Source organism: Streptomyces sp. NPDC048461, assembly GCF_055587105.1.
Window position 1 is genome coordinate 127,193 of the sequence record NZ_JBVJGW010000012.1, and the last position, 20,769, is coordinate 147,961.

Genomic DNA, 20,769 nt, shown 5'->3' on the forward strand with positions numbered 1-20,769 from the left:
ACGGTTCTTCGTCCCTGTCCCCACGGGCGGCGGGGGCCTCCAACAAGAGAGAGTGTGAGGGTGCTCGTACTCGTCGCTCCCGGCCAAGGCGCTCAGACGCCCGGCTTCCTGACTCCCTGGCTCGACCTGCCCGGCGCCGCTGACCGCGTCGCCGCCTGGTCGGACGCCATCGGGCTCGACCTTGCCCACTACGGCACGAACGCCGACGCCGACGAGATCCGCGACACGGCCGTGGCCCAGCCGCTGCTCGTCGCCGCGGGTCTGCTGTCCGCCGAGGCACTCGGCTCCCGTACGGCCTTCGGTGCCGTCGCGGGCCACAGCGTCGGCGAGATCACCGCCGCCGCGTACGCGGGCGTGCTGTCCGAGACGGACGCGCTGCAGCTGGTCCGCACGCGCGGACTGGCGATGGCCGAGGCCTCCGCCGTCACCGAGACCGGCATGGCCGCGGTCCTCGGCGGCGACCAGGACGTGGTCGTCGCCCATCTGGAGAAGCTGGGTCTGACCCCGGCGAACATCAACGGTGCGGGCCAGATCGTGGCCGCCGGCACCACGGAGCAGATCGCCGCCCTGGTGGCGGAGAAGCCCGAAGGCTCCATGAAGGTCGTCGCCCTCAAGGTCGCGGGCGCCTTCCACACGCACCACATGGCGCCCGCGGTCGCCACGCTGGCGAAGGCCTCCGAGGCCCTCTCCCCGGCGGACCCGGCGCTGGCGTACGTGTCGAACAAGGACGGCCTCGTCGTCACCAAGGGCGCCGACGTCGTCGCCCGCCTGGTCGGTCAGGTCGCCAACCCGGTCCGCTGGGACCTGTGCATGGAGACGTTCGCCGAGCTGGGCGTCACCGGGATCGTCGAGCTGTGCCCCGGCGGCACGCTGACGGGTCTGGCCAAGCGCGCGCTCAAGGGTGTGCCGAGCGTGGCTCTGAAGACCCCGGACGATCTCGACAAGGCCGCGGCGCTCGTCGCCGAGCAGTCGGTCTGAGAGAAGGAGCCCACACAGCATGTCCAAGATCAAGCCGGCCAAGGGCTCCCCGTACGCCCGCATCCTCGGGGTCGGCGGCTACCGCCCGACCCGCGTGGTGCCCAACGAGGTCATCCTGGAGACGATCGACTCGTCCGACGAGTGGATCCGCTCCCGCTCCGGCATCGCGACGCGGCACTGGGCCTCGCCCCAGGAGACCGTCGCCGCGATGTCGGTGGAGGCCTCGGGCAAGGCCCTGGCGGACGCCGGTGTCTCCCCCGACCAGATCGGGGCGGTGATCGTCTCGACGGTCTCGCACTTCAAGCAGACCCCGGCGATCGCGACCGAGATCGCCCACCGGATCGGCGCGGGCAAGCCCGCCGCGTTCGACATCTCCGCGGGCTGCGCCGGTTTCGGCTACGGCCTGACGCTGGCCAAGGGCCTGGTGGTGGAGGGGTCGGCGCAGTACGTCCTCGTCATCGGCGTGGAGCGGCTCTCGGACCTGACCGACCTGGAGGACCGCGCGACGGCCTTCCTGTTCGGCGACGGCGCCGGCGCCGTGGTCGTCGGCCCCTCGGACGAGCCGGCCATCGGCCCCACGGTGTGGGGTTCGGAGGGCGACAAGTCCGACACCATCAAGCAGACCGTGCCGTGGGACGAGTACCTCGGCAAGGACGGCGGCGAGAAGTTTCCGGCCATCACGCAGGAGGGCCAGGCGGTCTTCCGCTGGGCCGTCTTCGAGATGGCCAAGGTGGCCCAGCAGGCGCTCGACGCCGCCGGAATCGCCGCGGACGACCTGGACGTCTTCATCCCGCACCAGGCAAACATGCGGATCATCGACTCGATGGTGAAGACTCTGAAGCTGCCGGAGCACGTCACGGTCGCCCGTGACGTGGAGACCACCGGCAACACCTCGGCCGCCTCGATCCCGCTCGCTATGGAGCGGCTCCTGGCGACCGGAGCGGCGAAGAGCGGCGACACCGCGCTCGTCATCGGCTTCGGGGCGGGACTCGTCTACGCCGCGACGGTCGTTACCCTCCCCTAGGACCGGGATGCGCATTCCGGTCCTGACACCCAGTTACTGAAAGAAGGAGCGCCACATGGCCGCCACCCAGGAAGAAATCGTCGAAGGCCTCGCGGAGATCGTCAACGAGATCGCCGGCATCCCCACCGAGGACGTCGCCATCGAGAAGTCGTTCACCGACGACCTCGACGTCGACTCCCTGTCCATGGTCGAGGTCGTCGTCGCCGCCGAAGAGCGCTTCGACGTGAAGATCCCGGACGAGGACGTCAAGAACCTCAAGACGGTCGGCGACGCCGCCGACTACATCCTGAAGCACCAGGCCTGAGCCTGACGAGCGTTTGTCGCCACCTGGCGGTGGCGCCGTGACAATTCAGCACCCCCTGAGACGTGGAGAAAGAATTCCTGTGAGCCCGACCAATCGCACCGTGGTCGTCACCGGTATCGGCGCAACCACTCCGCTGGGTGGCGACAGCGCTTCGACCTGGGAAGGCCTGCTCGCCGGCCGCTCCGGCGTAAAGCCCCTGGAGGGCGAGCGCTTCGCCGAACTCCCGGTCCGCATCGCCGCCCGTGCCGCCGTGGACCCGAGCGAGGTCCTGCCCCGGCCGCTGGCCCGCAAGCTGGACCGCTCGGCGCAGTTCGCCGTCATCGCGGCCCGTGAGGCGTGGGCCGACGCCGGCTACACCGCTCCGGCGGGCGCCGAGGCCGCGGACGGCGACGCCCCCGGGCCGACCGTCGTGCCCGAGCGCCTGGGTACCGTGATCGCGTCCGGCATCGGCGGTGTCACGACCCTGCTCGACCAGTACGACGTCCTCAAGGAGAAGGGCGTGCGCCGGGTTTCCCCGCACACCGTTCCCATGCTCATGCCGAACGGCCCGTCGGCCAACGTGGGCCTGGAGGTCAACGCCCGCGCGGGCGTGCACACCCCGGTCAGCGCCTGCGCCTCCGGCGCCGAGGCCATCGGGTACGCCGTCGAGATGATCCGTACCGGCCGTGCCGACGTGGTCGTCGCCGGCGGTACCGAGGCGGCGATCCACCCGCTGCCGATCGCCGCGTTCGCCAACATGATGGCGATGTCCAAGAACAACGAGCACCCCGAGCAGGCCTCCCGCCCGTACGACAAGGGCCGTGACGGCTTCGTCCTCGGTGAGGGCGCGGGCGTCGTGATCCTGGAGTCCGCCGAGCACGCCGCCGCGCGCGGCGCCCGGGTCTACTGCGAGGTGCTGGGCCAGGGGCTGTCCGCGGACAGCCACCACATCGCTCAGCCGGAGCCGACCGGCCGCGGTGTCGCGGCCGCGGTGCAGAACCTGCTCGACAACACGGGCCTGGACCCGGCCGAGCTGGTCCACCTGAACGCGCACGCCACGTCCACCCCGCAGGGTGACACGGCCGAGCTGAAGGCGCTGCGCAAGGTGCTGGGCGACGACCTCGACCACATCGCGATCTCCGCCACCAAGTCGATGACCGGCCACCTGCTGGGCGGTGCGGGCGGCATCGAGACCGTCGCGACCGTGCTGGCGCTGTACAACCGGCTGGCCCCGCCGACGATCAACATCGACGATCTGGACGACGACATCGACGCGGACATCGTGCGCGGCGAGCCGCGCAAGCTGCCGACCGACGGCCCGATCTCCGCGATCAACAACTCCTTCGGCTTCGGCGGGCACAACGTCACCCTGGCGTTCCGCTCCGTCTAGTACGGCCGAACAGACGAGGCCCGCCCGGGATCCCGGGCGGGCCTCGTGCGTGTCGGCACCGGCGAGACGGCCTAGACGACCTGGTGGAGCCAGCGGACCGGGGCGCCCTCGCCCGCGTACCGGAAGGGCTCCAACTCGTCGTCCCAGGGCTTGCCGAGCAGCTTGGCGATCTCGGCCTCCAGGTCGGTCTCGCCGTGGGCGGACCGGGCGACGGCGGCGCGCAGCCGGTCCTCGGGGATCAGGATGTCCCCGTGCATGCCGGTGACGGCGTGGAAGATGCCGAGTTCCGGGGTGGAGCTGTAGCGCTCGCCCTCGGCAGTCGGACAGGGTTCCGCGGTCACCTCGAAGCGCAGCAGGTGCCAGCCGCGCAGGGCGGAGGCGAGTTTCGATGCGGTGCCGGCTTCGGCCCGCCAGGAGAACTCGGCTCTCCACGTGCCGGGGGAGGCGGGCTGCCTGATCCAGTCGAGGTTCACCCGCACCCCGAGCACACCCGCAACAGCCCATTCCACGTGCGGGCAGAGCGCGCGCGGCGCGGAATGCACGTACAGAACTCCACGTGTCGTCACCGGGACCTCCAGTGTGGGACGAGGTCGGGAATAAAACTCCAGAAAACGGACAGTATGTGACGTGATGTAATGTAACGGAATTTTTTTGACATTGCGCTACGGAACCTGCGGCCGAAACGCCACGGGAAAAAGCTACCGTGCGTCAGGGGTCGCGGTGTGACGTACGGTCGCTCCAAGGCCGCTCATCACAGAGCATTCACTCAGCAGGACGTCCCGGGGCGACCAGGGGGCGACGAGGAGGGACCCACCCATGCGCACCACCGCTCCGCGCCGCCGCGCGCGCCGGACCCTCGCGGGCGCGGGAGCGATGGTGGTCCTGCTGGGCGGGGCCGTGACCGGGTGCGGCCCGGGCGGGTCGGGGGACGGCGGCGAGCGCGGGGCGCAGTCCGCGCCCCGCTGGAACACGGCGCCCGCCTCGATCGCGGCCGTGGGCGACTCCATCACGCGCGGTTTCGACGCCTGTTCGGTCCTGGCCGACTGCCCGGAGGTGTCCTGGGCCACCGGGAACGACCCCGCGGTCCGCTCGCTGGCCACCCGGCTGCTCGGGGAGGCGCAGGCGCCCTCCCGCAGCTGGAACCACGCGGTGACGGGCTCCCGGATGGCGGACCTGCCGGGACAGCTCGCCGAGGCCGCCGCACACAAGCCCGACCTGGTCACGGTGATGGTGGGGTCCAACGACGCCTGCCGTCCGACGGTTTCCTCGATGACCTCGGCGGCGGACTTCCGGTCCGGTTTCGAGCAGGCGCTCGCCGGGCTGCGGGCCGCTTCGCCCTCCTCCCAGGTGTACGTCTCCAGCGTGCCGGACCTCCAGCGGCTGTGGGAGCAGGGCAGGGACCTCCCGATGGTCCGTCAGATCTGGAAGCTGGGGATCTGTCAGTCGATGCTCGCCGACCCGCTGTCGGCGGCCTCGGGGGCGACCGCCCGGCGCGAGCAGGTGCGGGCGCGGGTGGTCGAGTACAACGAGGTGCTGCGCGAGGTCTGCGCGACGGATCCGCTGTGCCGCTACGACGGCGGGGCGGTGTTCCAGTACCCCTTCGACGCCCAGCAGTTGAGTCGATGGGACTGGTTCCACCCGGGGCGCGACGGACAGGCGCGGCTCGCGGAACTGGCGCACCGCCAGGTCACGGCGGCCGATCCGCCGCGGTGACGCGGGAGGACCGGGAGCGGGTGTCAGGGCCCGCTCCCGGTCCGGTTCTTGGGTGTTTTCCGGCCAATCCGGACTAGTCGTGTCCTGCCGGTGTGTCGGGCCGGCGCGTCACGCGAGGTCGAGCGCGGCCGTCAGCCGGGTGTCGCCGTGGGCGTGGCTCGCGCGGACCTCGTAGGCGCCGCCGATGCGCTGCCAGCCGCGGGCGGCCTCGTCCCAGATCTCGAAGGCCCGGGCGGGCAGGGCGATCTCGACCTCGACGCTCTCGCCGGGGCCCGCCTCGACGCCCGCGAAGGCGGCCAGCCAGCTCGCCGGCCGCTCCACGGCCGCGCTCGGGCCGCCGCCGTCCGCGCCGCTCCGGGGCGCCAGGTAGATCTGGACGACCTCGCGGCCGGGCCGGGTGCCGGTGTTGGTGACGCGGACCCGGACCGTGTCGGCGGTGGCCTCCAGCGATTCGTACGCCCAGTCCGTGTAGCCGAGGCCGTGCCCGAAGGGGTAGGCGGGGGCGATGCCCTCCTTCTCGTAGGCCCGGTAGCCGACGAAGAGCCCCTCGCGGTAGTCGAGGCGGCCGTCGGCGGGCAGCACCTCGGTGACGGGCGCGTCGGCGAACCGGGCGGGCCAGGTGGTGGGCAGGCGGCCGCCGGGCTCCGCGGCGCCGAGGAGCACGTCGGCCAGCGCGGCCCCGCCCTCCTGGCCCGGGAACCAGGTCAGCAGGACCGCGGCCACGTCCTCGCGCCACGGGAGTTCCACCGGGGAGCCGGCGTTGACGACGACCACGGTGTTCGGGTTGACGGCGGCGACGGCGCGGACCAGGTCGTCCTGCCGGCCGGGGAGCGACAGGTCGCGGCGGTCGAAGCCCTCGGACTCCACGCGCTCGGTGGTGGCGACGACCACGACGGCGGTGTCGGCGGCGCGCGCGGCCGCCACGGCCTCGGCGATGAGCACGTCGGCGTCGCGCTGCGGGCCGAGGTGGAGCAGCGAGAACATGATCGCCTTGAGCGGCAGCGCGGTCATGTCGGGGACCTGGTAGGTCAGCGACACCTCGACGCGCTCCCCCTCCGTGAGGGCGATCCGGGCGCGCTCGCTCGGGGCGCCGAAGAACGCCTCGAAGGGGTCGGCCTCGTCACCCATCTCCTGGACGCCGGTCCACAGGGTCTCGCCGCCGACGGCGAGGGTGAAGGCACCGAGACCGCGGGTGCCGAACGCGTGCTCGCCGCTCTCGCGCGGGAGGAACGTACCGGTGACCTCGATGCTCGCCATGGTGTCGTACGCGGCGCCCGCCGGCAGGTCGTCACCGATCCACTGGACCTGGCCGGACGGCAGGGTGCCCTCGCCGATGACGGCGCCGGAGGCGTCGCGGCAGACGGCGCGCAGACCGAAGCCCTGGTCGGCGGGGGCGAGTTCCTCGGAGGGGTCGGCGCCGACGGCGAAGGTCAGGGCGCCGTCCGGGAGCGCGGCCGTGAGGCCGTCCAGCGGGGAGACGATCCGCTCGGGGAAGACGGTGGCGGAGCCGCCGCCGAGGACGCGGGCGTCGCGGGCGGCGGCGCCGATCAGGGCCACGGTGCGTCCGGCGGAGGCGTCGAGCGGGAGGGCGGCGTCCTCGTTGCGCACGAGGACGAAGCCGCGGGTGGCGAGCTCCCGGGCCAGGGCCGGGCCGTCGATGCCGGACGGCGGCTCGGCGACGGCGGCGGGGGCGCCCTCCAGGAGGCCGACGCGAGCGGCGAGGCGCAGGACGTTGCGGACGGCCGCGTCGACGGCGGACTCGGGGACCTCCCCGGCGCGCACGGCCTCGGCGAGGGCGGGGCCGTAGACGGTGGCCGGGCCGGGCATGGCCACGTCGAGGCCGCCCTCGATGTCACCGGTGGTGGAGCGGGCGGCCATCCAGTCGGAGACGTTGTAGCCGTCGAAGCCCCACTCGGCGCGCAGGACCTCGTTCACCAGGTACCGGTTCTCGGTCATCGAGGTGCCGTTGACCCGGTTGTAGGAGGTCATGACGCCCCAGGGGTGGGCGTTGCGGACGATGGCCTCGAACGGGGCCAGGTACAGCTCGCGCAGCGGACGCGGGGCGATGACGCAGTCGACGGTGAACCGCTCGGTCTCCGCGTCGTTGCCGACGAAGTGCTTGACGGTGGTGCCGACGCCGCCGTCCTGGACCCCGTTGACGTAGCCGCTGCCGACCGCCCCGGTCAGGTACGGGTCCTCGGAGTAGCACTCGAAGTGCCGGCCGCCGAGCGGGGAGCGGTGCAGGTTGACGGTGGGCGCGAGGAGGACGTGCACGCCCTTGCGGCGCGCCTCCTGGGCGAGGAGCCGTCCGGCGCGACGGGCGAGCGCGGGGTCCCAGGCGGCGGCGAGCGCCGTCGGGGACGGCAGGGCGACGGAGGGGTCGTCGGCGGTCCAGCGCACGCCGCGCACCCCGATGGGGCCGTCGGACATGACCAGGGACTTCAGCCCGATCCCGGGAACGGCGGGCAGGGACCACATGTCCTGGCCGGCCAGGAGCCGGGTCTTGGTGTCGAGGTCCAGCTTGTCGAGCGCCGCCTCCACGGCGTCTTCACGGGCCTGGTCGTCGCGGGTCTGCTCTGCGCGGGTCTGATCGGCATCGGTCACGGCCGTGCCTCCTCGTCGAGTGCGGTGGGTGCGGTGCGGTCGCCCCATCGTGGACCCGTTGCCTGGTGAGCGGTAGGGTTCGTGATGCATTCGTGATGTTCGCATGACGTACCGTCCTGCTGGCGGCTGTGAACGAGGAGAGGGACCGGGCGATGGCGCGGACGAGGAGCGAGGAACGGCGCGGGGAGATCGTCCGCGCGGCCGTCGAGGTGATCGCGGAGCGCGGCTACCGGGGCGCGTCCCTGGCCGCGGTGGCCGAGCGCGTGGGCCTGACCCAGCAGGGGCTGCTGCACTACTTCCCGACCAAGGAGGCCCTGCTGGTCGCGGTCCTGGAGGAGCGCGACCGGTGGGACACGGGCGGCGGCTCGCGCGCCTCGGCCGAGACCTGGCGCCTGGACCTGCTGGCGTCGCTGGTGGAGTACAACGCCATGCGCCCGGGCATCGTGCAGACCTTCTCGGCGCTGCTGGGCGAGAGCGTGACCGACGGGCACCCGGCGCGGGAGTTCTTCACCGACCGGTACGCGCAGGTCCGCTCCGAGATGGCCGCGGTGCTGCGCGCCGAGTTCGGCGACCGGCTCCCCTCGGGCCTGACCCCGGATCAGGCCGCGCCGCTTCTGGCGGCGGTGATGGACGGCCTGCAGTACCAGTGGCTGCTGGCGCCGGAGTCGGTGGACATGCCCGCCGCGTTCCGCTCGTTCCTGACCCTGCTGCGGGGTCCGGAGCCCGGCGGCCGCCCCGACTGACCCGGCAGGCCCGGTCCGCCCGACCGGCCCGCCCGACCGGCCCGCGCGCGGCTCCGGCGTCCCGGCGTTGCGCCGGGTGGGACCGGGCCGCTACGCCGAGTCGGGCAGGAGGTGCTTGGCGCCCCACTGCCCCAGCGCCTCCAGGGCCGTGTTCAGGTCCTGGCCGAGCGGGGTCAGGGAGTACTCCACGCGCGGCGGGACCTCGTCGTACACCTCGCGGTGGACGATGCCGTCGGTCTCCAGCTCGCGCAGCTGGGCGGCGAGCACCTTCTCCGACACCCCCGGTACCAGCCGGCGCAGTTCGCCGAAACGGCGCGGCCGCTGCTCCAGCTCCCACAGGAGCGAGACCTTCCACTTGCCGTCGATCACGGACATCGCCGCGGCGATCCCGCAGTGATCCGCGCCGGGCCTTCGCGTCACCGCCATCGCGCACCCCTCCCACCTGCTCGCTCACCTCGGGGTAACCACCCACCCCGAAGTGCGTACTTGAGCGTCTCACGGCATGCCACCAGGCTAAACGCCATGACCGACAACCACACGACGAAGCGTCCGCTCACCCTGCTCGGCCTCGGCGACATGGGCACCGCCCTCGCCCGCACCTGGCTCGCCGCCGGGCACCCCCTCACCGTCTGGAACCGCACCGCCGCCAAGGCCGCGGCCCTCGCCGCCGAAGGCGCGACCGTCGCCGCCGACCCCGCCGGGGCGGTCGCCGCGAGCGACCTGGTCGTGCTCTGCCTGCTGGACGACGCCAGCATCGACGACGTCATGAAGGACGTGGACCTCACCGGCCGCGACCTGGTCAACCTCACCACCGGCACGCCCGCCGAGGGCCGCGCCCGGGCCGCCTGGGCGGCGGAGCGCGGGGCCCGGTTCGTGGACGGCGGGATCATGGCCACGCCGACGATGATCGGCGTCCCCGAAGCCGGGGGCTACGTCTTCTACAGCGGCTCCCGCACCCTCTTCGACACCCACCGGGCGGCGCTGGAGGTCCCGGCCGGCGCCCGCTTCGTCGGGGAGGACCCCGGGCACGCCGCCCTGCACGACGTGGCGCTGCTGAGCGCGATGTACGGGATGTTCGCCGGGATCTCGCACGCCTACGCGCTGATCGAGGGCGAGGACGTCGCCCCGAACGACCTGGCGCCGCTGCTGTCCGAATGGCTGGGCGCGATGGGCTTCTTCGTCGGCAACGCCGGCGAGCGGCTCACCTCGCGGGACCTCACCACGGGGGTGGTGTCCAACCTGGCCATGCAGGTCGCGGCCAGCGGCACCCTGCTGCGCACCGCCGTGGAGCAGGGCGTCAGCGCGGAGCTGATCGCCCCGTACCTGGAGCTGATGCGGCGCCGGCTGGACGCCGACCCGGCGGCCCATGGCGTGGAGGACACCGTCGGCGCCATCACCCTGCTGCGCTCCGGGCTCGGCACGTCCTAATAGACCGGCGGCGGTCCGAAGCCGGTGGCCGGGGCGGCGGGCGCCGCCGGTTCCCCGGCCGCCCCCTCCCCCGGTGCGTCCGCGCCGGAGTCGCCCATCAGGTCGCGCGCCATCAGCGTGGCCCCGGCCACCGCGCCCGGCATCAGGAACACCGCGACCAGTGGCACCAGGAAGGACAGCACCAGCGGCAGGCCGAAGCCGAGCACCATCATCCGGCGCGCGCGCAGCATGACGAGCCGCTCCGCCAGGTCCACCTTGCGGCGCTGGAGCGCGACGGCGGTGAGCTCCTGGGTCAGGAAGTAGCCGGAGACGCAGAACCCGAGGAACGGGACCACCGTCTGGCCGATCACCGGGACGAAGCCCAGGGCGAAGAGCAGGACGCCGTAGAGCAGGACGCGGCCGAGGACCTTGACGCTGTCCCGGGCCGAGATCCACAGCTCCCGCCAGAGCGGGAGCCCGGACTCGGGGACGTCACCGCCCTCGCTGCGGTCGACCTGCTCCGAGAGGGCCTCGTAGAACGGCTGGCCGATCAGCAGGGTCACGGCGGTGAACGTGATGACCGCGAGGAAGAGGCCCAGGCCGAAGACCAGACCGGTCAGGAAGCCGCGGAAGAGCCCGGACCAGGGCGAGGTCCAGTCGTCGGCGAACGGCGTCGCCCACACCGACAGGTCGTCGGCGCCGTACGAGAGCCCGATCAGGGCCGCCGTGTAGAGGACGAGCGACACCAGCCCGGGCAGCAGCCCGAAACCGAGCCACCTGCCGTGCCCGAACACCCATCGCTGGCCGGCCAGCAGATACCGGAAACCCCCCGCAAGATCACGCATGGGGTCAGTTTACGGCGAAGGCCGCACCCCCGAACGGGGGTGCGGCCTTCGGACGTGCGGGTGCCGGTTCCGGCGTGCGATCAGCGGGAGCCGCTGGATCAGACGGCGAGCTCGACGGTGATGTTGCCGCGGGTGGCCTTGGAGTACGGGCAGACCTGGTGGGCCTTCTCGATGAGGTCCTTGGCGGTGGCGGCGTCCACGTTCGGGATCACGGCGGAGATCTTGACGATCAGGCCGAAGCCGTCGTCGTTCTTGCCGATGCCGACCTCGGCGGTGACGGTGGAACCGGAGATGTCGGCGTTCTCGTTCTTCGCGACGACGCCCAGGGCGCCCTGGAAGCAGGCGCTGTAGCCGGCGGCGAACAGCTGCTCCGGGTTGGTGCCGGCGCCGCTGCCGCCGAGCTCCTTCGGCGGGTTCACGACGACGTCGAGCTGCCCGTCGTTGGTGGCGACGCGGCCGTCACGGCCGTTCTCGGCGGTGGCGACAGCGGTGTACGCGACATCGGACTGCTGGATGGACATGTAGGGAAATCCTCCTGGTGATCGTCGCGACTCGCGCCCACGGGCCGCGACGGTGTGGAGTGAGCCTAACCGGTGAAAGAAACGATCATCTTTCCGGTGTTCTCTCCGCGCAGCATGCCGAGGAAGGCGGAGGTGGCGTTCTCGACGCCCTCGACGACCGTCTCGTCGTAGCGCAGCTCGCCCGAGGCCAGCCAGCCGGCGACGTCCTGCACGAACTGCTGCTGGAGTCCGGCGTGGTCCCCGACGAGGATGCCCTGGAGCCGCAGCCGCTTGCCGATGACCTGCATCAGGTTGCGCGGGCCGGGGGCGGCCTCGGTGTCGTTGTAGCCGGCGATCGCACCGCACAGGGTGGCGCGGCCGTGCACCTTGAGGGAGGAGATCGCGGCTTCGAGGTGGTCGCCGCCGACGTTGTCGAAGTAGACGTCGATGCCCTCGGGGGCGGCGGCGCGCAGCTGCTGGGCGACCGGGCCGTTCTTGTAGTTGAAGGCGGCGTCGAAGCCGTACTTCTCCGTGAGGAGGGTCACCTTCTCGTCCGAGCCGGCGGAGCCGATCACCCGGGAGGCGCCCTTGATCTTCGCGAACTGGCCCACGAGGCCGCCGACCGCACCCGCCGCGCCGGAGACGAAGACGGCGTCGCCCTCCTTGAAGGAGGCGACCTCGAAGAGGCCCGCGTACGCGGTGAGGCCCGGCATGCCGAGCACGCCGAGGTAGGCGGAGAGCGGGGCGAGGGCGGCGTCGACCTTGGTGGCGTGCTTCGCGTCGAGGTCGGCGTACTCGCGCCAGCCCAGGTGGTGCAGGACGTGGTCGCCGACGGCGAAGCCCTCGGCGGCGGAGGCGACGACCTCGCCGACGGCCCCGCCCTGCATCGGCTCGTCGAGCTGGAAGGGCGGTACGTAGGACTTCACGTCGTTCATCCGGCCGCGCATGTACGGGTCCACCGACATGTGGAGGTTGCGCACGAGGATCCGGCCCGGTGCGGGCTCGGCGGACACCGGGACCTCGCGCAGGGCGAAGTCCTCGGCGACGGGCCAGCCCTGCGGGCGACGGACGAGGTGCCACTCACGGCTGACGGCGGGGATCTCGGTCATGGGGACTCCTGAATGCCGAAGAAATGCTTCACAACGTGAAACAACCATGCGCCTGGATATTTCATGTTGTCAAGTAAATGGGTACGCTGGTTCCATGCCCAGTCGTCGCGCAGACCCAGTGACCCTCGAGGTCGTCGAACTCATCGGCGACGTCGTGGCCCGCTACCACATGGAGTACGAGCACGTGGCCGCCAGCCACCAGCTCACGGGCGCCCAGGCCCGGGTCCTGAACCTGCTGGCCCTGGAGCCGCTGCCGATGCGCCGGATCGCGCAGAAGCTGCGGTGCGAGCCCTCGAACGTGACCGGCATCGTCGACCGGCTGGAGACCCGCGGCCTGGTCGAGCGCCGCCCGGACCCGGCGGACCGCCGGGTCAAGCTGGCCGCCCCCACCGAGGAGGGCCTGCAGACGGCCGACCGCCTGCGCGAGTCCCTCGACTTCGCGCGCGAGCCCCTGGCGGGGCTGTCGGCGCAGGAACGGACGGCCCTGCGGGACCTGCTCAAGCGGATGCTGGGCTAATCCCACCAGCAGGGATCCCAGAAGTAGCACGGCGGTGGCGTCGGCTTCGGGGTCTTCGAGGGTGAGGGGGTGGGCTTGGCCGACGCCGAGGGCTTCGGCGGCTTCCCGCTTCCGGAGGTGCTGGGCGACGGCTTCGCCGACGTTCCCGGCTTTACGGTGACCCCCGCGTCGGGAGTCCCGGACGACGGCTCCCCCGTCGCGGGCGCGGGCGCCGACGACGCCGGACCCGGCTTCGTCGCGCTCGCGGAGGACGCCGCGGGACCGGCCGTCTTCGTCGCCCCGCCGGCGGCCTTCGCCGAGGCGGTGGCCCGGCCCGGCGCCCCGGCCGAGGGGGCCGCGGCGGACGGCGCGCTCGGGGCGGGCACGGGCACGCCGGGCGCCGAGTCGTCGGTCAGCACCACGGTGGAGGCGCGGTCGCTGCGCTCCCCGTCGGTCGCCAGCCGGACCACCGCGAGCGCGCCGCCGGTCGCGAGCAGCAGGCCGAGCCCGACGTTCAGCACGGTCCGGCGGCGCCTGCGGTGGGCGGAGCGGCGCCGGGCACCGGGGCGGCGCTCGTTCGGCGCCGACAGGACGACGAGGGAGTCCGCGTCCGCGTCGGCGGGCCCGTGCGGCGCGCCGGGGCCCCGGACCGGGCCGGGCACCGGGCCCGCGGCCGGGACGGGGGCGAACGGGGCGGCGGCACCCGGGGCGCCCGGCGGGACGGGGGCGGCGGGGACGAGGTATTCGGCCGGGGTTCCGCACCCGGCGCACGCCAGTGCGCCGTTGAGGTGCCTCCGGCAGGCGTGGCAGTAGTTCATGGCGCCCGCAGGCTATGCGGTCACCGGCCACATCCGTAACGCGGGAACGTAAGGATCCTGTGTGGAATCGTGGCTTCCATGACAGCGACCCCGCCCGGACGCCCGGGGCCCTTCGGGCCGGAAGCCTTCCAGCTCGTGCTGCTGCGCCGGATGGCCGACTTCCAGCCCGACCTCGCCGACCGGGCCCGGCACCGGCTGGGCGCCTCGCTCGCGGACCAGCGCGAGGCCAACAAGCGCTGGCAGGCCATGGTCCGCTCGCCGCGCTCCCGCGGAGCCCTGGCCCGGTACCGCTCGGTGCTGGGCCCGGCGGAGTCCGCCGAGCGCCGGAAGATCGGCGATCTGGAGTGCGAGGCCCTGCTGTGGCCGGTGCCACTCTGGCCCGACCTGCGGTTCGAGGTGCTGGCCGCGCCGGACGGGGCCGTGTGGAACGAGTGGCTGGTCCGGGCCCCCGGCGCGGCCGGTCCCGTACTGGAGTCGGCGGACGACCTGCTGCCCTGGTCGGCGACGGTGGACGAGGTGGCGCGCGCCTTCGCGCCGGTGCGGCCGATGGAGGGCACCGCGCCGACCCGCTGGCGCCTCGCGTTCGCCGCCGGGGGGCGGCCCTGCGTGGCGGAGTTCACGTACGGCCTGCTCCAGCGGGTCGGGTTCGGGGGCGCGCCCGGCTAGGTGGGGTCTAGGAGGCGAGGAAGGCCCGTACGCCCGCCGAGGTGGCGTCGTCGCCCAGCAGGTCGTTGTGCTCGATGCAGCCCACCTGCGTGTTGGCGGCTCCGGTGAGCGGGACGCTGTCGTCCGGGTTGACGATCTCGTCGCACGGGGACCAGAACGTCGCGTACTTCACCGCGCCCGGGGTCTCGTCCCCCGCGTTCAGGTTCTTCACCACGTACGAACCCGGCGTCATGTCCCGGCAGGCCTGGTCCCACAGGGCGCAGGCCCAGGCGGTGGAGGTGCCGCGGTTGGGGCCGGCCAGCGACACCCAGTGGTCGACGGTGGCGGCGCCGCCCCCGAACTTCACGTACCAGCGGCTCACCAGCGAGCCGAAGGAGTGCGCGACGACGTCGACGCGGGCGGCGCCGGTCTGGCGGCGGACCTCGTCGACGTACGCGCCGAGCCGGCTTGAGAGGACCTCGTTGACGGACCGGTGCGTGTCGTAACCCCACGAGAACAGCTCCGAGTCGGCGTACCCGGCGGCTCGCAGGTCCTCGCGCAGGGATCCCCACACGCCGGGGTCGGCGTTGTAACCGTGGACGAAGACCACCGGATTGCGCGGCGCCGCCGCCCGTCCGGCCGCGCCTCCGGCCCCCCGGTCGGCGGCATGGGCCGGGAAGGGCGCCAGCAGCGCCAGGCAGAGCGTCAGAAGTGCCAGCAGTCTCTGGCGGGCCGTCAGCATGGGGTCCCCCTTTACCTTGTTACGCACGAGTAGTGCGTGCGGTGCGCGCATGGTGCTGTCTGTCGGTACAGAAATCCACCCCCGTGCAGGCACCCGGCACCCCCGGCCGGAGCATCCCAACAGGCGGTCAGACCCATATGCCCGGGATGATGTGAAAAGCGACCGGCGGTTCGCCGGTCTTCTTGCGTCAGCGCTCTCGGGAGGATCTGCCGTGACCGTCAGTCTTGAGCAGTTGCGCCGCTGCCACGTCGCCGTCGACCTGGGCGCGGCCAGGACCCGCGTGTACGTCAAGGGCGCTGGGCTCGTCGTCGACGAGCCCAGCGTCGCCGCGGTGAACACGCGCACCGGCGCGCTCATCGCCGTGGGAACCTTCGCCGAGCGGATGACCGGCCGCACGCCCGACTACATCCGGGTGGTGCGCCCCGTCTCCGGCGGCACCGTCGTCGACATCGAGATGGCCCAGCGGATGCTGCGTCACCTCCTCGGCGAGAAGCTGCGGCGCGCCCTGCGCCGCAAGCCCCGGCTGCGCGCCGCGGCCTGCACCCCGCACGACGCGGACCCGCTGGCCCAGCGGGCGACCGTGGAGACCCTGGTCGGGCTCGGCGCCCGCCGCGTCGAGCTGGTCGACACCCTGATCGCGGCGGCCGTCGGCTGCGGCCTGCCCGTGGAGCAGCCGACCGCGACGATGATCATGGTGTGCGGGGCGGCGGCCACCCAGGTGGCCGTCCTCTCCCTCGGCTCGATCGTCACCGCCGAGCGCATCCCGGTCGGCGGCGAGGCCATCGACCACGCGATCGTCCAGCACCTGCGCCACGCGCACGAGCTGATGCTGCCCAGCCAGGCGGTCCGGCCGCTCCAGCTGGCGCTGCACGGCAACGGCATCACCGCCGAGGGACCGGCCTCCACCCTGATCCACGGCCGCGACGTGGCCACCGGTCTGGCCCGCTCGGTCCAGGTCGACACCGCCGCCGTGCGCGACGCGATCTTCACCCCGCTGACCGCCGTCCTCGACGGCATCGGCAAGGTCCTGCGGGACTGCCCCCCGGACCTGGTCGCGGACCTGACGGACCGGGGGATCATGATGGTGGGTGGCAGCGCCCTGCTGCCGGGCCTGGACCAGATGCTGCGCGACGCCACCGGCATGCCCGTCGCCATCGCGGAACGGCCGGACGTGTGCGCCGTGCTCGGTCTCGGCGCGATGCTCGAAGGGAAGATCGCACCCATGGTTCTCAACCCGCTGGCCGGATGACGAACGCGGGACGGGAGACCGACCGGTACCAGGAGCCGCCCACCCTGCCCGTCCTGCTGGAGGCGGTGCTCAGCGTCGGCTCCGAACTGGAGCTGCACTCCACCCTCCAGCACATCGTCGACTCGGCGACCGGGCTGTGCGGGGCCCGGTACGGGGCGCTCGGGGTCATCGACCCCGAGCGCGTCCGGCTGACCTCGCTGTTCACCTGCGGGATGACCGACGCGGAGCGGGCCGCCGTGCCCCACCTCCCGGACGGCCGCTCGGGCCTGCTCGGAACCCTGATCAGCGACCCGCGCCCGCTGGTGCTCGACGACCTCGCGCAGGACCCCCGGTCGGCCGGGTTCCCGCCCGGCCATCCGCCCATGCGCAGCTTCCTGGGCGTTCCGATCCGGGTGCACACCGAGGTCTTCGGCAACCTCTACCTGACCGAGAAGCACGGCGGGGGCTCCTTCACCGACGAGGACCTCGCCCTGCTGCGCGTCCTCGCCTCGCAGGCGGGCATAGCGATCGGCAACGCCCGGCTGTACGAGACCGTGCGCCGCCGGGAGCGCTGGATCGAGGGCGCGGCCGCGGTGACCACGACCCTGCTGGCCGGCCGCCCCGCCGCGGACGCGCTGATGTGCGTGGCCGAACGGGCCCGGCTGCTGGCGGACGCGGCGGCCGGCGTCGTCCTCCAGCCCACCCCCGAGGGCGGCATGGAGATCGTCGCCGCCTCGACCCGGGGCGAACCCGGGGACCTGGTGGGAACGGCCATCGCGCCCGGCTCCCCGGTCCTGGAGCAACTGCTCGGCGGTGAGGCCGTCTTCATAGAGGACTCGGCGACGGACCCACGGATGACCACGCACGTCCGGGAGCGCTTCGGCCCCAGCATGATGCTGCCCCTGCAGAGCGGCGGGCAGCTGATCGGCACGCTGGCCCTGCCCCGGGATCGCGGCGGGCCCGCGTACGACGCCGTGGACCGGCTGCTGGCCTCGCAGTTCGCCTCGCAGGCGGCGCTGGCCCTCGTACTGGCGGACGCCCAGCACGACCGGGAGCAGCTCGCGGTCTACGAGGACCGCGACCGGATCGCCCGGGACCTGCACGACCTGGTGGTCCAGCGGCTGTTCGCGACGGAGATGATGCTGGAGAGCACCCGGCGGAGGTCCTCGAACGCGGCGTCCGGGGACACCGTCGGCGACGAGCTGGCCCGCGCCGTCGACGAGCTCGACTCCACCATCCAGGAGGTCCGCACCGCCATCTTCGCCCTCCAGCAGCCGCCGTCCGACGCCCCGACGACCTTCCGGGGCCGGGTCCTGCGCGAGACGGGCGGCGCGGCGGTGCTGCTGGGCTTCCAGCCGTCGGTGCACTTCGCGGGGCCGCTGGACGCCCTGCTGCCGGAGCCGGTGGCGAGCGACCTGCTCTCCGCCCTGCGGGGCGCCCTGGCCGCGGCGCACCGGCGCAGCGAGGTCTCCGCCATCGAGGTGGAGGTGGACGCGACCGCGTCCCGGGTCCGCCTGACGGTGTCGGACGACGGCCGCACGGAGTCCGCGTCCCGCGGCACGGCGGTGACCTGGGAGTCACCGCTGTAGAGCTGCCGTCCGGCCGACCGTCCGGCCGTCCGGGCAGGTCGGTGGCACGGCCGGAGCGCGGTTGACGGCACCCCCTAGGGTGGCCCCGTGACGACGACCCGCCTCTCGGCCCGCGCGGCCATCGCCTCCCTCGCCGACGCCGGCAGCTTCGCCGAACTCCCGCCGCCCCCGGGCCAGTCGGCGCCCGACGGGCCGCTTGCCTGGACCGGGTACGACGACTCCCGCGCCCGCGCCGCGCGGCGGACCGGCGAGGAGGAGTCCGTCGTCACGGGCGCCGCCCGTTTCGGGGGCGTCGAAGCCACCGTGATCTCCTTCGAGTTCGGCTTCCTCGGCGGCTCCCTCGGCGGGCGCACCGGCGACCGGCTCGAAGCGGCCTACGCCCACGCCCGCGCGCACCGCCTGCCCCTGGTCTCCCTGATCGCGACCGGCGGCTCCCGCATGCAGGAGGGCATGCTCGCGCTGACCCAGCTCCAGCGCGTGGCCCGCCAGTGCGTCCTGACGCGCGCCGCCGGACTCCCCCAGCTGGCCGTCCTGCGCGATCCCACCACCGGCGGCGGCTGGGCCACCCTCGGGGCCGGGGCCGACGTGGTCCTCGCGCTCCCCGGGGCGCAGGTCGGCTTCGCGGGCTCCCGGGTCCGCCCGGCGGACGCGGACCCGGCGGCCTACACGGCCGAGGGGCAGTACGCCGCCGGGCACGTGGACGCCGTGGTGCCCCCGGCCGAGCTGCCCGGGACCCTCGCCGGCTGGCTCCGCGTGCTGACCGCGCCCCGCCCCGACGGGCCCGTCGAGCCGCCGGCCGCGCTGGGCGGCGTACACGACGGGACACCGCCGGAGACCGGCTGGGACGCCGTCCTCCAGGCCCGCCACCCGGACCGGCCGCGCGCCGGGGCGTACCTGGACGCGTACTTCGCGCTGCGCCTGCCCCTCTCCGGGGACCGGGCCGGCGGTACCGACCCCGGGATGCTGTGCGGGTTCGGGCTGCGGGAGGGCCGCGCGGTGGCGTACGCCGCCCAGTGCGGCACCGCCACCCGCCCGGCCGGCTACCGCACGGCGGCCCGCGTCGTCCGGCTCGCGGACCGGCTCGGCATCCCCGTGCTCACCCTGGTGGACACCCCGGGCGCGGCCAACGACGCCGCCGCCGAACGCGCGGGCGCCGGGCCCGCCATCGCGGACGCCTTCGCGGCGCTGGCCTCGGCGGCGGTGCCCGTCACCACCCTGCTGATCGGCGAGGGCGGCTCGGGCGGCGCCCTCGCGCTGGCCGCGCCGGGCAACACGTGGGTGACCCCCGACAGCTACTTCTCGGTGATCGCCCCGGAGCTGGCGGCGGCCATCCTCAAGCGGCCCCCGGAGGCCGCCCCGGCCACCGCCGACCAGCTCCGCATCCGCCCCCAGGACCTGGTGGCCCTGGGCGTGGCACGGGGCGTGGTCCCGCTCCGGACCGGCTGAGGGGCTGCGCTGGGCCCGGTCGGGCGCCGGCGCGCGGGACCAGGGCCGGCCGGACCGTCAGCGGCGGCGCGACGGGAGCCGTACGTCCACCCGGTAGAGCCGCGTGACCTGCTGGGCCAGCTCGTTGTCGTCGCTGACGAGCAGCAGGCGCAGCCGTCCGGACCCGTCGTGGTCGGTGACGACCATGCCCTCGACGTTGTCCACCAGCGGGTGGTTCTGCGGCAGCTTGGACGGGGCGCCCAGCGTGGGGCAGTCGTCGAAGTCCCCCAGCAGCGTCTTGCGCGCCGTGCGCAGCCGGGGCCCCTCGGCCAGCGACTCCACCTCCGTGGTGTCCGTGGCGCCGAGCGGATCGGCGACGTACAGCCGCACGGTGATCGCGAACTGCTGGGTGAACCCGCGCTCCAGCACGATCAGCCGGCCGTCCCGGGTGGGCGCGAGCTCGACGAGGTTGTGCCCCGGGTCGACGGCGTAGGCGTACTGCCGGCCGAGGACGAACTGCCCGTCCCGGCCCCGTTCCCAGGTCTGGACGCGTTGCAGGGTCCTCCCCCGCGCGTCCTTGCCGTCACCGGCCAGCGGTCCCTCGACGCCCGCGACCAGCGTGTTCCCGCCGGGCAGCAGGGTCAGCGACTCGAAGGTCTGGTTCGTGGTGGCCCGGCCCTGCGGCGGGAGCCGGAAGGCGTCCGGGACCGGCAGCGTGCCGAGCACCCGGCCGGTGCGGCTGTAGCGCCGGATCGCGGGCGCGAACTCGTCCGTGATCAGGTACGTCCCGTCCCGGTCGACGACGATCCCCTCGGAGTCGACCGGCTTGCCGGCGCCGTCGGTCAGCGGCAGCTGCGCGGTGGCCCTCGCGGTCGGGGTGTCGCCGCGGCCGGTCTTCAGGGTGAACAGGACCGAGCGGTCGGAGACTCCGGCGACCGTCCCGTCCCGGTCCAGCGCCAGACCCGAGATGCCGCCGACCAGCCGGCCGTCCACGGTGGTCTTGTCGAGCGCGTCGGAGTAGCCCGCGACGGACAGGTACGGCGAGCAGGCCCGGCCCGGCCGGGGGGCCGCGAGGGCGGGCGGGGCCGACAGCCCGGCGAGCGCGGCGGTGGCGACCGCGGTGGTGACGAGCGTACGAAGGCGCATGGAGGCCTTCCTCCCGGTTCGGCTGATTCAGTTGGCGTACTGCCGAATAGTCATATGACGCATCGGAACAGAGGGGAAGCCCCG

At 73.6% G+C, this 20,769-nt stretch carries 21 protein-coding genes; 12 read left to right on the forward strand and 9 right to left on the reverse strand.

Features of this window, described 5'->3' with window-relative positions; all coding sequences use genetic code 11:
- Positions 1-60 precede the first annotated feature (60 nt).
- The 4 genes from ACZ6S8_RS21945 (at position 61) to ACZ6S8_RS21960 (ending at position 3,675) form a co-directional block, all read left to right on the forward strand.
- Complete coding sequence (locus tag ACZ6S8_RS21945; RefSeq protein ID WP_469458174.1) at positions 61-978, forward strand: ACP S-malonyltransferase; 918 nt, start codon at positions 61-63, stop codon at positions 976-978.
- Positions 979-997: 19 nt separating this feature from the next.
- Entirely contained in the window at positions 998-2,002 is a 1,005-nt protein-coding gene (locus ACZ6S8_RS21950) for a ketoacyl-ACP synthase III (protein WP_383915360.1), read from the forward strand.
- Between the two features lie 55 nt (positions 2,003-2,057).
- Complete coding sequence (locus tag ACZ6S8_RS21955) at positions 2,058-2,306, forward strand: acyl carrier protein (RefSeq protein WP_030009997.1); 249 nt, start codon at positions 2,058-2,060, stop codon at positions 2,304-2,306.
- Positions 2,307-2,385: 79 nt separating this feature from the next.
- The gene (locus tag ACZ6S8_RS21960; protein ID WP_469458176.1) at positions 2,386-3,675 is read left to right on the forward strand and encodes a beta-ketoacyl-[acyl-carrier-protein] synthase family protein; all 1,290 of its coding nucleotides are present in this window, start codon (positions 2,386-2,388) and stop codon (positions 3,673-3,675) included.
- 71 nt (positions 3,676-3,746) lie between these two features.
- Here the strand turns inward: ACZ6S8_RS21960 and ACZ6S8_RS21965 are convergent, their stop codons facing one another.
- Positions 3,747-4,241, reverse strand: a complete 495-nt coding sequence (locus ACZ6S8_RS21965; protein WP_469458178.1) for a DUF3145 domain-containing protein — start codon at positions 4,239-4,241, stop codon at positions 3,747-3,749.
- 250 nt (positions 4,242-4,491) lie between these two features.
- Here ACZ6S8_RS21965 and ACZ6S8_RS21970 point away from each other — a divergent pair, with 250 nt between their 5' ends.
- Positions 4,492-5,388: an SGNH/GDSL hydrolase family protein gene (locus tag ACZ6S8_RS21970; RefSeq protein WP_469458180.1), complete on the forward strand. Its 897-nt coding sequence runs from the start codon at positions 4,492-4,494 to the stop codon at positions 5,386-5,388.
- Between the two features lie 108 nt (positions 5,389-5,496).
- On the opposite strand, the gene ACZ6S8_RS21975 is transcribed toward ACZ6S8_RS21970, so the two are convergent.
- Positions 5,497-8,040: a glycoside hydrolase family 3 protein gene (locus tag ACZ6S8_RS21975; protein WP_469458182.1), complete on the reverse strand. Its 2,544-nt coding sequence runs from the start codon at positions 8,038-8,040 to the stop codon at positions 5,497-5,499.
- A 104-nt stretch (positions 8,041-8,144) separates the two neighbouring features.
- Here ACZ6S8_RS21975 and ACZ6S8_RS21980 point away from each other — a divergent pair, with 104 nt between their 5' ends.
- Positions 8,145-8,735 (forward strand): TetR/AcrR family transcriptional regulator, encoded by a 591-nt coding sequence (locus tag ACZ6S8_RS21980; RefSeq protein ID WP_469458384.1) that lies wholly within the window; start codon positions 8,145-8,147, stop codon positions 8,733-8,735.
- Positions 8,736-8,825: 90 nt separating this feature from the next.
- Here the strand turns inward: ACZ6S8_RS21980 and ACZ6S8_RS21985 are convergent, their stop codons facing one another.
- A complete protein-coding gene (locus ACZ6S8_RS21985) occupies positions 8,826-9,161 on the reverse strand; it encodes a winged helix-turn-helix transcriptional regulator (protein ID WP_469458184.1) in 336 nt (111 codons plus the stop codon).
- A gap of 96 nt (positions 9,162-9,257) precedes the next feature.
- On the opposite strand from ACZ6S8_RS21985, the gene ACZ6S8_RS21990 reads away from it, so the two are divergent.
- Positions 9,258-10,163: an imine reductase family protein gene (locus ACZ6S8_RS21990; RefSeq protein ID WP_469458186.1), complete on the forward strand. Its 906-nt coding sequence runs from the start codon at positions 9,258-9,260 to the stop codon at positions 10,161-10,163.
- Here the strand turns inward: ACZ6S8_RS21990 and ACZ6S8_RS21995 are convergent.
- The 3 genes from ACZ6S8_RS21995 to ACZ6S8_RS22005 form a co-directional block, all read right to left on the reverse strand.
- Positions 10,160-10,987, reverse strand: a complete 828-nt coding sequence (locus ACZ6S8_RS21995; RefSeq protein WP_469458188.1) for an EI24 domain-containing protein — start codon at positions 10,985-10,987, stop codon at positions 10,160-10,162. The genes ACZ6S8_RS21990 and ACZ6S8_RS21995 overlap by 4 nt on opposite strands.
- A 98-nt stretch (positions 10,988-11,085) precedes the next feature.
- Complete coding sequence (locus ACZ6S8_RS22000; protein ID WP_272257570.1) at positions 11,086-11,508, reverse strand: organic hydroperoxide resistance protein; 423 nt, start codon at positions 11,506-11,508, stop codon at positions 11,086-11,088.
- Between the two features lie 65 nt (positions 11,509-11,573).
- Entirely contained in the window at positions 11,574-12,596 is a 1,023-nt protein-coding gene (locus ACZ6S8_RS22005) for an NADP-dependent oxidoreductase (RefSeq protein ID WP_469458191.1), read from the reverse strand.
- Between the two features lie 94 nt (positions 12,597-12,690).
- On the opposite strand from ACZ6S8_RS22005, the gene ACZ6S8_RS22010 reads away from it, so the two are divergent.
- Complete coding sequence (locus ACZ6S8_RS22010; RefSeq protein WP_351272035.1) at positions 12,691-13,113, forward strand: MarR family winged helix-turn-helix transcriptional regulator; 423 nt, start codon at positions 12,691-12,693, stop codon at positions 13,111-13,113.
- Here the strand turns inward: ACZ6S8_RS22010 and ACZ6S8_RS22015 are convergent.
- Positions 13,110-13,910 (reverse strand): SCO2400 family protein, encoded by an 801-nt coding sequence (locus ACZ6S8_RS22015; RefSeq protein WP_469458193.1) that lies wholly within the window; start codon positions 13,908-13,910, stop codon positions 13,110-13,112. The genes ACZ6S8_RS22010 and ACZ6S8_RS22015 overlap by 4 nt on opposite strands.
- Positions 13,911-13,988: 78 nt before the next feature.
- Here ACZ6S8_RS22015 and ACZ6S8_RS22020 point away from each other — a divergent pair, with 78 nt between their 5' ends.
- The gene (locus tag ACZ6S8_RS22020; protein WP_469458195.1) at positions 13,989-14,576 is read left to right on the forward strand and encodes an RNA-binding protein; all 588 of its coding nucleotides are present in this window, start codon (positions 13,989-13,991) and stop codon (positions 14,574-14,576) included.
- Between the two features lie 7 nt (positions 14,577-14,583).
- On the opposite strand, the gene ACZ6S8_RS22025 is transcribed toward ACZ6S8_RS22020, so the two are convergent.
- Positions 14,584-15,297, reverse strand: a complete 714-nt coding sequence (locus ACZ6S8_RS22025; protein WP_469458386.1) for an esterase/lipase family protein — start codon at positions 15,295-15,297, stop codon at positions 14,584-14,586.
- 211 nt (positions 15,298-15,508) lie between these two features.
- On the opposite strand from ACZ6S8_RS22025, the gene ACZ6S8_RS22030 reads away from it, so the two are divergent.
- From ACZ6S8_RS22030 to ACZ6S8_RS22040, 3 genes are all read left to right on the forward strand, one after another.
- The gene (locus tag ACZ6S8_RS22030) at positions 15,509-16,546 is read left to right on the forward strand and encodes a rod shape-determining protein (RefSeq protein WP_351272023.1); all 1,038 of its coding nucleotides are present in this window, start codon (positions 15,509-15,511) and stop codon (positions 16,544-16,546) included.
- Complete coding sequence (locus tag ACZ6S8_RS22035; RefSeq protein ID WP_469458198.1) at positions 16,543-18,114, forward strand: sensor histidine kinase; 1,572 nt, start codon at positions 16,543-16,545, stop codon at positions 18,112-18,114. The genes ACZ6S8_RS22030 and ACZ6S8_RS22035 overlap by 4 nt, the downstream gene beginning before the upstream one ends.
- A gap of 87 nt (positions 18,115-18,201) precedes the next feature.
- On the forward strand, positions 18,202-19,560 hold the full coding sequence (locus tag ACZ6S8_RS22040) for a carboxyl transferase domain-containing protein (RefSeq protein WP_469458199.1): 1,359 nt from the start codon (positions 18,202-18,204) through the stop codon (positions 19,558-19,560).
- A gap of 57 nt (positions 19,561-19,617) precedes the next feature.
- Here the strand turns inward: ACZ6S8_RS22040 and ACZ6S8_RS22045 are convergent, their stop codons facing one another.
- Complete coding sequence (locus tag ACZ6S8_RS22045) at positions 19,618-20,685, reverse strand: esterase-like activity of phytase family protein (protein WP_469458201.1); 1,068 nt, start codon at positions 20,683-20,685, stop codon at positions 19,618-19,620.
- Positions 20,686-20,769 lie beyond the last annotated feature (84 nt).